General features: G+C 75.0%; 12 protein-coding genes. 4 read left to right on the top strand and 8 right to left on the bottom strand.

All coding sequences use genetic code 11. The annotated features are described in order from the left end of the window. The first annotated feature begins 158 nt into the window (after positions 1–158). The gene (locus ACFYVL_RS41460; protein ID WP_389254718.1) at positions 159–2,450 is read left to right on the top strand and encodes a serine/threonine-protein kinase; all 2,292 of its coding nucleotides are present in this window, start codon (positions 159–161) and stop codon (positions 2,448–2,450) included. A gap of 229 nt (positions 2,451–2,679) precedes the next feature. Here ACFYVL_RS41460 and secD read toward each other — a convergent pair whose 3' ends face one another. The 4 genes from secD to ACFYVL_RS41440 form a co-directional block, all read right to left on the bottom strand. Continuing rightward, the gene (secD, locus tag ACFYVL_RS41455) at positions 2,680–4,986 is read right to left on the bottom strand and encodes a protein translocase subunit SecD (protein WP_389254798.1); all 2,307 of its coding nucleotides are present in this window, start codon (positions 4,984–4,986) and stop codon (positions 2,680–2,682) included. Between the two features lie 158 nt (positions 4,987–5,144). Then, positions 5,145–5,732: a hypothetical protein gene (locus ACFYVL_RS41450; protein ID WP_389254716.1), complete on the bottom strand. Its 588-nt coding sequence runs from the start codon at positions 5,730–5,732 to the stop codon at positions 5,145–5,147. 12 nt (positions 5,733–5,744) lie between these two features. Beyond that, the gene (locus ACFYVL_RS41445; RefSeq protein ID WP_389254714.1) at positions 5,745–6,455 is read right to left on the bottom strand and encodes a response regulator; all 711 of its coding nucleotides are present in this window, start codon (positions 6,453–6,455) and stop codon (positions 5,745–5,747) included. Positions 6,456–6,457: 2 nt separating this feature from the next. Further along, complete coding sequence (locus ACFYVL_RS41440) at positions 6,458–7,417, bottom strand: histidine kinase (RefSeq protein WP_389254712.1); 960 nt, start codon at positions 7,415–7,417, stop codon at positions 6,458–6,460. A gap of 343 nt (positions 7,418–7,760) precedes the next feature. Here ACFYVL_RS41440 and ACFYVL_RS41435 point away from each other — a divergent pair, with 343 nt between their 5' ends. From ACFYVL_RS41435 to ACFYVL_RS41425, 3 genes are all read left to right on the top strand, one after another. Next, entirely contained in the window at positions 7,761–8,099 is a 339-nt protein-coding gene (locus tag ACFYVL_RS41435) for a TraR/DksA family transcriptional regulator (protein ID WP_389254710.1), read from the top strand. Positions 8,100–8,189: 90 nt separating this feature from the next. After that, positions 8,190–8,558 carry a TraR/DksA family transcriptional regulator gene (locus tag ACFYVL_RS41430; RefSeq protein ID WP_389254708.1) on the top strand — a complete coding sequence of 123 codons (369 nt, stop codon included), beginning with the start codon at positions 8,190–8,192 and terminating at the stop codon, positions 8,556–8,558. Further along, a complete protein-coding gene (locus tag ACFYVL_RS41425) occupies positions 8,555–9,364 on the top strand; it encodes a rod shape-determining protein (protein ID WP_389254706.1) in 810 nt (269 codons plus the stop codon). Before ACFYVL_RS41430 ends, ACFYVL_RS41425 begins: the two co-directional genes overlap by 4 nt. Positions 9,365–9,385: 21 nt before the next feature. Here the strand turns inward: ACFYVL_RS41425 and ACFYVL_RS41420 are convergent, their stop codons facing one another. The 4 genes from ACFYVL_RS41420 to ACFYVL_RS41405 all read right to left on the bottom strand — a co-directional run bounded on the left by ACFYVL_RS41420 (position 9,386) and on the right by ACFYVL_RS41405 (position 14,074). Then, complete coding sequence (locus ACFYVL_RS41420) at positions 9,386–10,768, bottom strand: carboxyl transferase domain-containing protein (protein WP_389254704.1); 1,383 nt, start codon at positions 10,766–10,768, stop codon at positions 9,386–9,388. A gap of 99 nt (positions 10,769–10,867) precedes the next feature. Beyond that, positions 10,868–11,287, bottom strand: coding sequence for an STAS domain-containing protein (locus ACFYVL_RS41415; RefSeq protein ID WP_389254702.1), 420 nt, complete (start codon positions 11,285–11,287; stop codon positions 10,868–10,870). A gap of 88 nt (positions 11,288–11,375) precedes the next feature. Then, complete coding sequence (locus tag ACFYVL_RS41410; protein WP_389254700.1) at positions 11,376–12,494, bottom strand: B12-binding domain-containing protein; 1,119 nt, start codon at positions 12,492–12,494, stop codon at positions 11,376–11,378. Then, entirely contained in the window at positions 12,491–14,074 is a 1,584-nt protein-coding gene (locus tag ACFYVL_RS41405; protein ID WP_389254698.1) for a PP2C family protein-serine/threonine phosphatase, read from the bottom strand. The genes ACFYVL_RS41410 and ACFYVL_RS41405 overlap by 4 nt, the downstream gene beginning before the upstream one ends. Positions 14,075–14,219 lie beyond the last annotated feature (145 nt).

Here is a 14,219-nt window from a genome sequence, read left to right as displayed (position 1 = left end):
GCGCGCCCGGCCCGAGCGGCGCCGGGCCGGGCGGGCGGCGCGCACACCGTTGCTCACCCGCCTTGCTCCGCCCCACCGGGTGGCGGCTAGTTTGTGGGGCAGCACATGTACGCAGGCCCGTGGTGGTGGAGAGACGCGGGGAACGGAAGGCGGGAAAAGTGTCACTGCGCGCAGGTGACCCGGCCGAGATCGGCGGCTACTCGCTTGAGGCACGGCTCGGCTCGGGCGGCATGGGCACCGTCTTCCTGGCCCGTACGGATTCGGGACGCCGGGTCGCGATCAAACTGATCCACCAGCAGTTCGCCGGGGACGACGAGTTCCGCATCCGGTTCCGGCAGGAGGTGGCGGCGGCGCGGCGGGTGAGCGGCGCGTTCACCGCCGCGGTGATCGACGCGGCCCCGGAGGCCGAGCAGCCGTGGATGGCGACGGCCTACATCGAGGGGCACACGCTCGCCCAGCACATCGCCGAGCACGGCCCGCTGACCGGCACGGAGCTGCGGACCCTCGCCATCGGCCTCACCGAGGCGCTGCGCGACATCCACCGGGTGGGCGTCGTGCACCGGGACCTCAAGCCCTCGAACGTCGTGCTGTCGCCCGAGGGCCCGCGCGTGATCGACTTCGGCATCTCCCGGGCGGCTGACCAGCAGACGCTGACGATGACGGGCCGGGTCATCGGCACCCCGCCGTTCATGTCGCCGGAGCAGTTGCAGGCGCCGCGCGGCGTGGGGCCCCGGTCGGACGTCTTCTCGCTGGGAACCCTGCTGGTGTACGCGGCGACGGGGCAGGGTCCTTTCGACGCGGACAGCCCGTACATGACCGCGTACCAGGTGGTGCACGAGGAGCCGGCGCTGGACGCCGTGCCGGCGGCGCTGCGCGCGGTCGTCGGGCCGTGCCTGGACAAGGAGCCCGACGGGCGCCCCTCGGCGGACGAACTCCTGGTGCGGCTGCGGGACCTGCCGGGCGACCTGGGCGTGACCGGCCCGGCCGGGGCCGGCGGGGCGGGCCGCACCCGTGACACGCACACCCACCACCACCTCGCGGCGGACACCCCGCCGCCGGGAGCCGCCCCCGCGGCCCTACCCGTGACGGCAACGGCCGGTTCCGGCGCCGACGACACCGCGGGCGTCGGGGACGGCGGCACCTCGGCGGGCGCCGTCCCGGCCCGTCGCGGGGTGCGGCGCCGCTGGCGTCCGGTGCTCGCGGCGGCGGTCGCGGTGGCGGCGATCGGCGGCGGGGTCGCCGCGCTCACGTCCGGCGGCTCGGGAAGCGGCGGCGAGGGCGACGGCGGCACCAGCGTCGCGGCGCCCGGGGCGGCGCTCCCGCACGGTTTCAAGCCGTGGCACCGGACGGTGCTGGGCGGCCGGGAGGACATCCCCGACGAGCTGCGCTGCGTCGCGCGCGGGGACGCGCTGTTCTGCGGCGGCGGCGGAGTCGTCGCGGCCCGGATCAGCGCCGTCGACGGCTCGCGGGTGTGGACGGCGAACAGTCCGGGCGTCCCCGTCCAGGGCATGCACCTGGTGGGCGCCACCGACGACACGGTGCTCGGCTACCGGTTCGCCGACCAGGAGAACCCGCAGGGCCCGGCCAGCGAGGTCGTCGCCCTCGACGCGGCGAAGGGCCGCGAGCTGTGGGCCGTGCCGTCCGGCGCCCAGTCGAAGGCGGTCACGGGCCGTTCGCAGGACGCCGTGGTGTCCGGTTCCTCGGTCGTGACGGTGGACGGCTCCAACTCCCGGCTGGAGTCGCGGGACGCGCACAGCGGCCGGGTGGCCTGGCGGACCCCGTTCCCCGCCGGCGCGCAGTGCGCTCCCGTCGCGGCCGGCGCCCAGCTCTACGCGATGTGCGCGCCCCGCTCCGAGGTGGACTCCCTGGAGGTGACGCACTCCACGCTGCGCAGGGTGGACCGTGCCTCGGGGAAGCTGGAGCGGCCCATCACGATCCCCGGGCGCCAGGTGCCGATGGGCACGGCCGAGGGCAGTCTCGTCATGCTGCGGGAGTACTGGGAGGGCCCGGCGCTGGCCGGGTACGACGGGGTGACCCGGGTCGATCCGGCCTCGCGGAAGGTCAGCTTCTCCCGGCTGGCGAAGCCGTTCGCCGGGACGCCCGGCATGGCGGGCGGGACGGTCTTCGTGAGCGGCCAGACCGGTCTCGTCACGGCCTTCGACCCCGCGACCGGCCGTACGAAGTGGTCGCGGCAGACGAACGTGGAGGGGGCGTCCGGCCCCGTGGCGGGCCGGGGTGCGCTCTACCTCAGCTCGGCCACCGGCCGGGTGACCGCGCTCGCGCCGCGCGACGGCAGGCCGCTGTGGTCCACGGACCCGCAGGCCGACGGCCTGACGGGCGAGGAGGGCGCGAGCCCCCGGGTGACCGTCGCGGGCGGTGCGCTGGTCGTGGCCGCCGCCAAGAACACCCTCTTCGCGTTCGACGCCTCGCATCCGCCGAAGTCGGGCTGACCCGGCGGCGCGCGGGGGCGCCCGGCGGGCCGGGCCCGGCGGTCCCGCCGCCCCCGTCGGCCCGTCGGCCCGCCGCCCCCGTCGGCCCGCGAAGGCAGCGGCGCCGGTGGGTCCCGCCACCGGTGTGTCCCACTTCACTGGCAAGTGCGGTGGTTGTCCGGAACATTCCGGTGGCGGGCGCCGTTCCTTCAAGTGTGGCTGCGGAGGGGACAGTGTCCCCGGGCCCTACCTATTGCCCATGGGGAAGATCGTTCGGCTGAAGCCCCATGGAGCCTTTCGCCGCGAGGCGACCGCCCTCCGCGTGCCACACCTCTGCCGCCCCGGCTGGTCTTCCCCCGTCCAGCCGGGGCTTCTTCGTGCCCGGCGGGCGCGCACCCGGCGTCCCGCGCCGCGGGTGCAGTTCGATCGCCAGGGGCGTCGCGGTGAACACGGAGGAGTACGTGCCCACCGCCAGGCCGATCAGCAGGGCGAGCGCGAAGTCCGTGAGGGCGTCGTCGGCCAGCACCGCGAGGGCGGCCAGGATGAGCGCCGCTCCCATGCCGGTGTTCACGGTGCGGGGCAGGGTCTGCAGGATCGCCCGGTTGGACAGCCGCGCCAGTGACCTGCCGCGCTCCTTGGCGAGGAGTTCGCGGATGCGGTCGAAGAGGACGACGGAGTCGTTGACCGAGTAGCCGATGACGGTGAGCAGCGCGGCCAGGAAGATCCCGTCGACCGGTTTGCCGAGCCAGGCGAACACACCGACGAGGATGAGCACGTCGTGGGCGAGCGCGCCGACCGCGGCGGCGGCGAACCGCAGCCGGAAGCGGGCCGCGAGGTAGAGCAGTTGCGCGCCGAGGGCGAGGCCGAAGGCGATCAGGGCGTTGCGGCGCAGTTCCTCGCCCAGGGTGGGCCCGATCAGCTCGTCACGGACCTTCTTCGTCCCGCCGCCGAGCCGCTGGACGGTTTCGGTGAGGGTGGCCGCCTCGGCGTCGGTCAGCCTTTCCGCGCGGACCGTGATCCTCTCGTCGCCCGAGGTCTGGACGAGCGCGCGGGAGAACCCGGCGTCGGCCAGTGCGGTACGGGCCCGGTTCGGGTCCACGGGGGTGCTGGTGGAGTACTCGACGAGTCTGCCGCCGGTGAACTCGATGCCGAAGTCCAGACCGCGTACGAGGATGCCCGAGACCGCCACGGCCAGGACGGCCGCGGAGACGGCCAGCCAGCGGCGCGGGCGGCGCATCAGGTCGGGGTCGCGGCGCAGCAGCCGGTCACGCACCCATCCGGTGCTGGCGATTCCGGTGATCCGGGGGCGGCGGTGGACGGCGGGCCGGTTGGCGGCGTACTCGGCGAGCACGCGGGTGATCAGCAGGGCGCTGACCATGGAGGCGAGTACGCCGATGCCGAGGGTGACGCCGAACCCGCGGACCGGCCCGGAGGCGAAGGCGAACAGCAGGCCGGCGGCGATCAGGGTGGTGATGTTGGAGTCCGCGATGGCGCTCAGCGCGCCGCGGAATCCCGCGGTGAGGGCCGAGCGGGTGCTGGGGCGTCTGCGGGCGGCGTGGTCCTCCCGGGCCCGCTCGAAGACCAGGACGTTGGCGTCCACCGCCATGCCGATGGCCAGCACGAATCCGGCGAGTCCGGGCAGCGTCAGGGTCGCGCCTACCGCGGCGAGGGCCGCGTACGAGATCAGCCCGTAGCAGGCCAGGCCGAGCGTCGCGAGCAGTCCCATGAGCCGGTAGACGGCGATGACGAACAGGGCGGTCAGCGCGGTGCCGATGACGGCGGCCCAGGCCGCCGCGGTGATCGCCGCTTCGCCGAGGGTGGCGCCGATGGTGCGCTGCTCGATGGTCTCCACCGGTACGGGCAGGGCGCCGCCGGAGATGAGCAGGGCGAGTTCGCGGGCCTCGGTGTCGCTGAAGGTGCCGGTGATCTGGGTGCTGCCGCCCGGGATGCCGGCCCCGCAGGCCACCGAGGGGTCCACCTGCGGCGAGGAGATGATCTTGTCGTCGAGCACGATGGCGACCCGGCGCTGCGGGTCGCCCGCCGGGTGGCAGGCGGCCTCGGCGGTGACCGCCCGCCACCGGTCGCGGCCGGTGTCGGCGAAGTCGACGGCGACGTGCCAGCCGGCGCCGCCCTGCTGGTCGAACCGGGCGTCCGCGCCCTTCACGTCCTGGCCGGTCAGCCCGGCGGCCTTCAGCCGCAGGGACTGCCCGGACTCGTCCGGCAGCACGCGCTCCCCGGCCTTCGCGCCCGGGGGCGCGGTGGGGCCGGCCGCCGCTCCGGCCCCGCCGAGCACCGGATGGACGGTGAGCTGGGCGGTGCGGCCCAGGACGTCGGCGGCCTTCTTCGGGTCCTGCACTCCGGGCAGTTCGAGCAGGATGCGGTGGTCACCGGAGCGGACGAGGGTGGGTTCGGCGACACCGAGCGCGTCGATACGGCCGCGCAGCACCTCGACGGTGCGGTCGGTGGCCTCGCGGTCGGCGGGGGTGGTGGGGGTGGAACGGGTCTCCAGCACGATCTGGGTGCCGCCGCGCAGGTCGAGACCCAGGCGGATCGGCATGGTCAGGGCGATGGCCAGTGATCCGGCGATCACGGCGAGGGCGAGCAGTGCGCGGATGCGCAGCGAGTGTTTCCGTCGTTTCAACGGGAGCCTCCGGCAGGCATGCCGCGGCGGCGGTCGGCGCGACCGCGGCAAGGAGAGGAAAGGGTGGTGGTGCGTCAGCTGCCGGTACGGGCCGGAGGCGCCCGGCCGCGGTCGTGGGCCGAGCGGCCCGGGGAAACGGGCGGACATGCCCGGGGTGCGGGGTCGTACGTCCCCTCGCCGGGCACCGGCGCGGTACCGCCGGGCCCCGCGAGCGGGTGGTCCGGCGGCGCGGGGCGCTCGGCGAGATGGTCGTGCCGGGCCCTGACCTGCGCCCAGGAACCGGGCGTCCAGGGGTCGTCCGCGTGCGGTGCGGTGGGTACGGGGACGGAGCCCGCACGGGGGTCGGAGTGCGTGCCCGCCGGGGCACCGGGCCGGGGGTCCGCGACGGTGCGGTGCGGATCGGTGCGGTGCGGGTCGGTGCGGTGCGGGTCGGTGCGGTGCGGGTCGGTGCGGTGCGGGTCGGCCGGTGCGCCGGTGCCCGTCGCCGGGCCCCGTACCGGGTCGGCCTGGGCGTTCCCGGTGTCCCCGGGCAGCAGCGCCAGCAGAACGGCGAGGAGTACCGCGAGCGGTGCGGCGAGCCGGTGGCCCGCGGGCCGCACGGGGCCGCGGGCCGACGGGGCGGTGCCCGCCGGCGACGGGAGGCTACGGGGTGTCCGGCGCATCTCGGGCGGGCGTCAGGGCTCGACGAGCCCGGCGCGGATCGCGTACCGGGTCAGCTCCAGCCGGTCGCGCAGGCCGAGCTTGTGCAGCAGGTTGGCCCGGTGGCGGTGCACCGTCTTGACGCTGATGAAGAGCAGTTCCGCGATGTCCTTGGACGAGTGCCCCTCGGCGACCAGTTTGAGCACCTCCTCCTCGCGCGCGGTGAGCAGGTGGTCGGCGTTCTCCTCGCCGTGGCGGACCCGGTCCAGGTAGTTGCGGATGAGGGCGGTGACCGCGCCGGGGTAGAGGAACGGCTCGTCGCGGATCGCGGCCCGGCAGGCGGCCACCAGGTCGCGGTCGGCGACGGACTTCAGGACGTAGCCGCAGGCGCCGGCCTTCAGCGCCTGGAAGAGGTACTGCTCGTTGTCGTGCATGGTCAGCATCAGGATGCGCAGGTCCGGCTTGAGGGCGGCCAGTTCGCGGGTCGCCTGGAGGCCGGTCAGCCGGGGCATGGCGATGTCCAGGACGGCCAGGTCGAAGTCCAGGACGCGGGCCGCCTCGACGGCCTCCGCGCCGTCCCCGGCCTCGGCGACGACCCGCAGGTCCGGCTCCTGCTCCAGGATCAGGCGTACGCCGCGGCGCACCAGCGCGTGGTCGTCGGCGAGCAGGATACGGATGGGCCGCGCCGGGGCGGTGTGCGGCGCCGGGGCGGTGCCGGGTTCGGGGGGCTGGGCCGGGTCGGGCATGGTCAGGACTTCCTGGGGGTGGGGACGGTGAGGCGGACGCGGGTGCCGGTGCCGGGCGTGGAGGTGAGAAGCAGGGCGGCCCCGGCGAGCAGAGCCCGTTCGCGCATTCCGCGGATCCCGGCGCCCTCGCAGGCGGCCTCGATGCCGCGGCCGTCGTCGGTGACCTCCAGCACCACCGCCTCCTCGGTGCGGCGCAGGCTCACCTCGACGCGTTCCGCGTCCGCGTGCCGGGCCGCGTTGGTCAGGCTCTCCTGGGCCACCCGGTACAGCACGAGTTCCGCCTGCTGCTCCAGGGCGGGCAGCCCGGCGTCGAAACTGCGCACCACGTGGAGCCCGGTGTGGGTGGCGTAGTTGTGGGTCAGCGAGGTCAGGGCGCTGACCAGCCCCAGGTCGTCCAGGACACCGGGGCGCAGGTGGCGCACCAGGCGGCGGACCTCGTCCAGGCCCTCCCTGGTGATCTCCTGGGCCTGGTGCAGTTCCTCGCGCAGCGGGTCCTGGGCGGCGTCCGCGGCCCGTTTGAGCACCAGCAGGATCGCGGTCATGCTCTGGCCGACCTCGTCGTGCAGTTCCTGGGCGATGCGGCGGCGTTCGGACTCCTGGGCGAGCAGGGCGCGTGCGCTGGAGGTGGCGCGCTCCTGCTCCAGCCGGTCGAGCATCGCGTTGAACGCCCGGATGAGCTCGGTCACTTCGCTGCCGCCGCCGGGGCCGGGCACCGGCAGCCGCTGGCCGGGGCGCAGCAGATCGACGGTGGCCATCAGCCGGGTCAGCCGGCCCAGCGGGGCCAGACCCCAGCGCAGCAGTGCGGCGTTGGCGACCAGCATCACGGCGAGTCCGCCCACCAGGATGACCGCCTCGGTCAGCAGGACCGGTACGGAGACGGTCACCGGCGCCCACAGCAGCAGTGCCGTGGCGGCGCCCAGCACCAGCGCGTTGAGTCCGAAGACCCGCCAGAACAGCGACACCGGGGCAACTCCTTCTTCTTCCGCGCTCCGACCTCGGTGGGCTCCGCTGTCGGCCGTCGCGCGCCCCGGGACGGAGCCACTTCCTCTGATTACGGTTGATCTCGGCCCACTCTGCCTTGGATTTGACGCAAGGTCCATGGGTTTTGCTACCCAATTCGGAGGCGTTGCACTACCCATGGGGCGTGGCCGTGGTCATTGCGGCCCCTCGTGAATGGGGCCTGTGCCCGATGGGATTCCGGGGCGGGAGCGACCAGGCTCGACGGTGACCGGCCGCGGGGTGCCCCGGCCCTTCTCCCACCGGCGCACCCCGCTCCCCCTCCATCCCTCGCAAAGGACCTGTGACATGTCCCTGGACACCTCCCGGACCGATCTCCCTCCCGGACGGCCCACCACGCACGACGCGCGCCAGCGCCTCGAACACGCCCGCAACACCCGCAAGGCCCAGCTGCGGGCCCTTCAGGAGAACGGGGAGAACGGGCAGTCGGTGAACGACCTCCTGATGTCCGCCCAGGCCGAGGCGATCGGCCGGGTGCTCAAGGAGATCGACGAGGCGTTCGCCCGCATCGGGGCGGGCACCTACGGCACCTGCCAGGGCTGCGCCAACGCCGTCCCCGTCGAGCGCCTGGAAATCCTCCCGTACACCCGGTACTGCGTCGCCTGCCAGCGCCGCGCCGCCGCCTGACCGCCCGGCCGACCGCCGGGCCCGGGACCGTACACCCCGGCCCGCACCCGCCTCCCCTCCCTCTCCCGCCCTGCTCACAAGGGGTGAAGCGTGAACCACCAGATGATCCGCGACCGTGCCGCGCACCTGTCGCCCGAGGACCTCGCCCTGCTGCGGGAGAACCTGCACGAGCAACTCCTCTTCCGGCAGGACCAGTTGCGGCAGATCGCCGCGACGGCGCCACGCGCCCAGGGCCCGTGCCCCGCCGGCTCCGCGGCGCGGGCCGAGGTGCACGTCAAGCTCGCCGCGTCCGCCCGCATGGTCCTCGCCGACGTCCGCGCGGCACTGCGGCGCATCGACGAGGGCCACTACGGCAGTTGCCACCTGTGCCGCAGCCCCGTCGGCCGTGAGCGGCTACTCGTCGTGCCGCAGGCCCGCTACTGCGCACGGTGCCAGCAGGTGCGGGAGGCAGGGCGGTGACCGCCGTCCGGCGGGCCGCCGCCGCCTCGTCGTTCGGCCCTCTCTTCCGCGACCGGCCCCGGCCGCTGTGCAGGCGGTGCCGGGGACTCGCGCTCGACCTGGGCAGCGCGCGCACCCGCGCCTGGATCGCGGACCGGCCGATGATCCTGGACGTGCCCACCGTCACCTTCCCCGGGGCCGGGGCGCTCTATCCGATCCAGCGCGGCACCATCGTCGACGTACCCGGTACGGCCCGCATGCTCGACCGGCTGCTGGGCCGCCGGCTGCCGCGCTTCGCCCGCCCGCTGGTGGTGATCACCACACCCGTGCTGGACGGGCACGCCTTCCGGGAGCGGGCGCGGGCCGCCGTGGAGGTGCTGCGCCCGCGCGCGGTGCTGACGGTGCCCGCGGCGCGTGCGGTCGCTCTCGCGGCGGACGCCGATCTCGCCCGTCCGCTGCTGGTGGTGGACATCGGCGCGCACCTCACCGAGGTCGTGCTGCTCGCCGATGGTGACGTCCACGACGCCCGCCGCACCGCGCTCGGCACCACCGACCTGGACGGGCCCGAGGCCGCGGAGGTGATCGGCGAGGCCGTCGCCACGATGATCACCTCGATGCTGCGGCAGGACCGTACGTCGCTGACCGCCGACGCCCTGGCCCGGGGCGCCCTGCTGGCCGGGGGCGGTGCGCTGCGCCCCGAACTGACCCACCGGCTGGTCGGGATGCTGCACGCGCCCCTGCGTCCGGTGCCCGCGCCGCACACCGCGGCGGTGCGCGGCGCCGCGAAGTTCCTGCACTCCGTGCACCAGGACGGGCGGGCGGGCTGACCGGAGGCCGGGCCGGGCGTCTCAGGGGTGCCCGGAAGGTTCCTGCCGCCGTGCGCCGTACGCCACCACGCCCCGCACCGCGCCGAGTTCCACCAGGTCCTGCGGCCTCAGGTGCAGTTGGCCGGCGATGGCCGCGGTCGCCTCGGGGCCGCTCTTGAGCACGGCGGCGGCGGCCTCCGGCAGGAGTACGGAGAAGTAGCCGTCGCCGGTGGCCCAGGTGTTGCCGGGGGCGGCCAGGGCGAGCGCGCCGCCCGAGCCGCCCTCGCCGATCAGCAGGCTGGTCAGCGGCACGGTGGCGGAGGCGAGGGCCGCGAACAGGTCGGCGATGGCGGGACCCGCCCCGGCGCGCTCGGCCTCGGCGTCGTTGGCGGCTCCCGGGGTGTCGATCAGGGTGAGGACGGGGATGCCGAGCCGGTCCGCGAGCCTGACGAGGCGGGCCGCGGTGCGGAACCCGGCGGGGCGGGTGGCGTTGCCGCACTGGGCCGCGTACGCCACGGTCCGCCCGTCGGGGCGTTGTCCGAATCCGCAGAGCATCCGGTCGTCGACGCCGCCGCAGCGGTCGCCGGAGAGCGCCTCGCGGTGCGTGAAGTACGCGTCGAGGTAGGCGTGCGCGCGGGGCCGGTCGGGGTGGCGGGCCCGGTCGAGCGCCTCGCGGCCGGTGGCCGGCAGGTCCCGCTCCCGGCCGAGTGCCCTGGGCGGGTCCACCGGGCCGGGTGCCGGCCGGGTAAGCAGAGTCAGCCAGCGGGCCAGGGTGCCGCGCAGCCGGTCGGGGGCCACGATGCCGTCCACGTGGCCGTGCGTGTACTGGGCCTCGGCCGTGTACGCGGCCGGGTCGGCGTCCGGCGGGCGGACCCTCGAACCGGCGAAGCCGACCTGGGCCTTCGGCAGGGCGAGGACCACGTCGCAGCTCGCGCCGACGGCGGCCCATCCGCCGCCGGTGGCCGGGTCGCGCAGTACGGCGATCTGGGGCAGTCCGGCGGCCCGGGTGAGCGCGGACTGCCGTGCCGCGCCCTGCAGTTGGAGCAGGGCGCGCATCCCCTCCTGCATACGGCTGCCGCCGGTGGCGACCAGGACGACCAGGGGCAGCCGGCGCGCGCGGGCGTGCTCGTGCGCGGCGGTCAGCAGGGCTCCGGCCCGTTCGCCGATGGAGCCGCCCAGGAACCGGAATTCGAAGGAGGCGAGCACGGCGGGTGCCGTGCCCACCGTGCCCACGCCGCACACCAGGGACTCGTCCTCACCGGTGTGCCGCGCCGCGCGCGCGTGCGAGGCGGAGTAGCCGGGCCAGTGGATCGGGCCGTCGTCCGCCAGGGCCCGGTCCGCGAAGGGCGTGGGCAGCGGGACGAAGTCGTCGGTGACGAGTGCCAGGGCCTGGCGGGCGGTCGGGACGGGGCTGGTTCCGGACACGTTCAGGGCTCTCCCGTCGGTCGCGCACGGCCTTGTCTCGGAGCAACCTCTCACGGCCGTCGGGGGCCGGGCGGCAACTCGCGGACGCCATGGGGAAGATCACATCACCGGCTCGTCCGTTCCCGTCCTGGGCTCGTCGCCGGAGGCCGCCGGGTCGGCCGGGCTGCCGGTGGGCTCGGCGACGGCGGGCCGGGTGAGGTGGTCGAGGGTGCCGGTGACGGTCAGCATGCGCTCCAGGCGTGCGGGGCGGTTGTCCAGGTGGAGGGCCAGATGGTGGCGGGTGGCGGTGCGGTGGATCTGGAGCAGGGTGGACAGCCCCATGGAGTCGATCGTTTCGAGGTCCCGGCAGTCGAGGTGCAGCTCGGTGACGTGGGCCGGGCGCTTGCCGAGAGCATGGTCGACCCGGACCAGGAACGCCGTGCTGGTGTCGTAGTCCAGGACTCCTCCGGTGCGGATGTGCAGGGAGTGCGGCGCAGCCGGCGCGTCCGGTGCTTCTTCGTCTCGGGGAAAGGTCGTCACGGCAGGTCCTACGGGTCTTCGAGGGTCGGGAGTCAGGAGCGGAAAGGGTTCGGCGGCGGGGCGGGCGGCGGGCCGGGGAGGGGCGGGCTCACAGCACGGCCGGCCGGTCGTGGTGGGCGAGCGTGCGGCGCCCGGCGTCCAGGAGGCGGCGGGCGCGGGGGAAGTCGCGCAACTGGTCCTCCAGGAGGTCGAGGCCGGGGAGCAGGGAGCGGGCGGGCACGCCGCGGGCGGTGAGGATGTCGGCGGTCCAGGCGAGGAAGTCGGTGAACGTCTCGTCGTCGTCGACGTAGAGGGCGGCGGTGAGGAAGTCGACGATGTACGCGAGGTCCTCGGCGGTGCGCTCGCGCTGCTCGTCGGTGTAGTCGCGCATGGCGGGGAACTTCGCCGCCAGACCGTGGAACGTCTCGCGCACCAGCCGGGCGGCCGACTGGGAGACCATCGTGTACTCCTGGTCGAGCAGGTGCGGCAGGTCCTCCACCGGCTGGTGCGCGGGCGGCGGTGCGGGCAGCGGCCCGGCGGCGAGGTGGTCGGCGGCGGCGCGGGCCTCGGGCGCCCAGGCGTCGGCGCCGAGGGTACGGGCGTGCCGGCCGTCGGTGCCGAAGGCCAGTCCGCCGACCATGACGGGGGACCCGGCGGCCTGGCAGGCGGTGATCGCGCCGTGGGCGAGCGGGAGGCGGGTGGGCAGCGAACTGGAGAGGCAGACCGCGGCGGGGGCGGTGCGGTGGATGTGGGAGATGAGGTGCGGGGTGGGCACCTGGGCGCCGAGGTAGTCGACCTGCCAGCCGCGCAGCCGCAGGGTGGCGGCGAGGAGGTGGGCGGGCAGCGCGTGCCACTCCTTGTCGACGCAGGCCACCGTGATCCGGCCGCGCGGGGTGTCCGGGCGCCGGATGGGGAGGGCTGCGATGGCCCGGTCGTTGATGGCGGTCGCGGCGTGCTCCCCGGCGACGCTCATCCGGTTGGCGGCCCAGGCGGCGCCGACCCGGTGCTGGACGGCCCCGATGACGTCCAGCAGCACCGTTTCCGCGTCCAGTCCCGCGTTGAGGGCGTTGCGCACGGTGTCCGCGGCAGAGTACTCGTCGACGGCCTCGACCGCGGTCCAGAGCTTGTCCGCCCACGCGGCGGCGCGCTCGTCGGTGCGGGGGGAGGCGAGGCGGGCGCCGACCCGGTGCCGTACCGGGCGGTCGGGGCTGGGCTGGAGTGCGGTCATGCGGTGTACCTGCCTCGGGTGGTGCCGTCCACGGCGCTCAGATGGGCGCCGCGGGGTGCGGTGACGGCGACGACGGCCATGTCGTCGTGCCGCTGGTCGCCCACCCACTGGGAGGCAAGCATCTGGACGCGCTCGACGACGGCTTCCGCGGGGAGGCCCGCGCACTCGGTGAGGGTGCGCCGGAGCCGGTCCTCGCCGAACATGGCGTCGCCCATGGGTCCGCCCCGCGCCTCGGTGATGCCGTCGGTGTACAGCAGGCACGTCTCCCCCGGTCCCAGCCGGACGGTGACGGTGCGTGAGGTGACCTTGGGCAGCACTCCGATCAGGGAGCCGCCCGTGCCGGTCTCCTCGACGGTGCCGTCACGGCGCACCACCAGGGGCGCCGCGTGCCCCGCCGCGGTCAGCCGCAGCACCACTTCGCTGCCCTCCCGGCGGGCGGAGGCCAGCACGAGGGTGGCGAAGCGGGTCTGGTGGCTGTTGAGGAGGGCGTTGTTCAGCAGCCGCAGCAGCCGGCCGTGGTCGTCCGCCATCGGCAGCAGCGCCTGCACGGTGTTGCGGATCTTTCCGGTGAGGACCGCGGCCTCAAGTCCCTTGCCGCACACGTCGCCGAGGACGGCGAGGGTTTCGGTGCTCTCCTCGGTGGGCGGGTGGACGTCGTAGAAGTCGCCGCCGACGCGGTCGCCGTCCGCGCTCGGCCGGTACCGGCCGGCGAACTCCACGCCCTCCACGCTCGCCAGCACGGGCGGCAGGAGTTCGCGCATCAGGACGTCCGAGATCGCGGCCTGTTCGGCGTAGAGGCGGGCGGCGGACATGGCCGCGCCGGACCGGGCCGCGAACAGTCCGGCGAACGCCTCCTCGGACTCGCTGAAACGTTCGTTCTCCGTACGGCGCAGCAGCACCAGCGCGCCCGCGGAGACACCGTGTCCGGGCAGCGGGGTGATCGCTATCGACCCGACGGGCCCGAACCCCTCGGGCACCAGCCACGCGGGGGCCTGTGCGGGGTCGATCCAGCGGGAGGGCACCGGCGGGAAGCCGCGCAGGGCCTCGGCGAGACCGGGCACCGAACCGGGTTCGGCCTGCGTCACGAACCGCCGTACCCGCCCCTGGGCGTCGCAGGTGACGGTGGGGAACTTCAGTCCGGCGGCCGGGGCGATCACCAGGGCCGCGTCCGCGAGGTGCTCGGCGGCCAGTTGCGCGGTGACCTCCATGCACCGGTCCAGGTTCAACGACGCGAGGAGCGCACTGGAGGCCTGGGCGAGGAAGCGGGTGCGCCGGCGTTCGACGCCCAGTTCGTCCACCGCCGCGAGGTAGGCGGTCTCCTCCACCAGCCACCACGCGGTGGCGCCGTCCGGCAGCGGTGACCGGTGTGCGGAGTAGGCGTGCCCGCCCATCCGTCCGGTCACCGGGCCGGAGTGCGCCGTGCGGTCGGCGTGCGCGTCGGCGAGCCAGGAAGGTGGCTCGGGTGCCCGGCCGGCGGTGGCCGGCAGCAGCCGTGCCGCCGCGTCGTTGAGTTCCATGACCTGCCCGGTCTCGTCGAGGACGATCACCGGGTACGGTGCGCTGGAGCCGGACACCGTCATCGCGGCACCTGCGCAGGGGCCGTTCAGGGAAGAAACCACAGACTAGGACCCGCTTGCGCGCGTGGCCCTCACCTCACAGATCGAAGAGAAACAGTTGTCGAAGGGCAACAGTCTCTCAGTGACCCCGGTCGACGCAACCGCCGCC

The organism is Streptomyces sp. NPDC004111, assembly GCF_042874215.1.
Lineage (GTDB): Bacteria > Actinomycetota > Actinomycetes > Streptomycetales > Streptomycetaceae > Streptomyces.
This window is presented reverse-complemented; position numbering and strand designations above follow the sequence as displayed.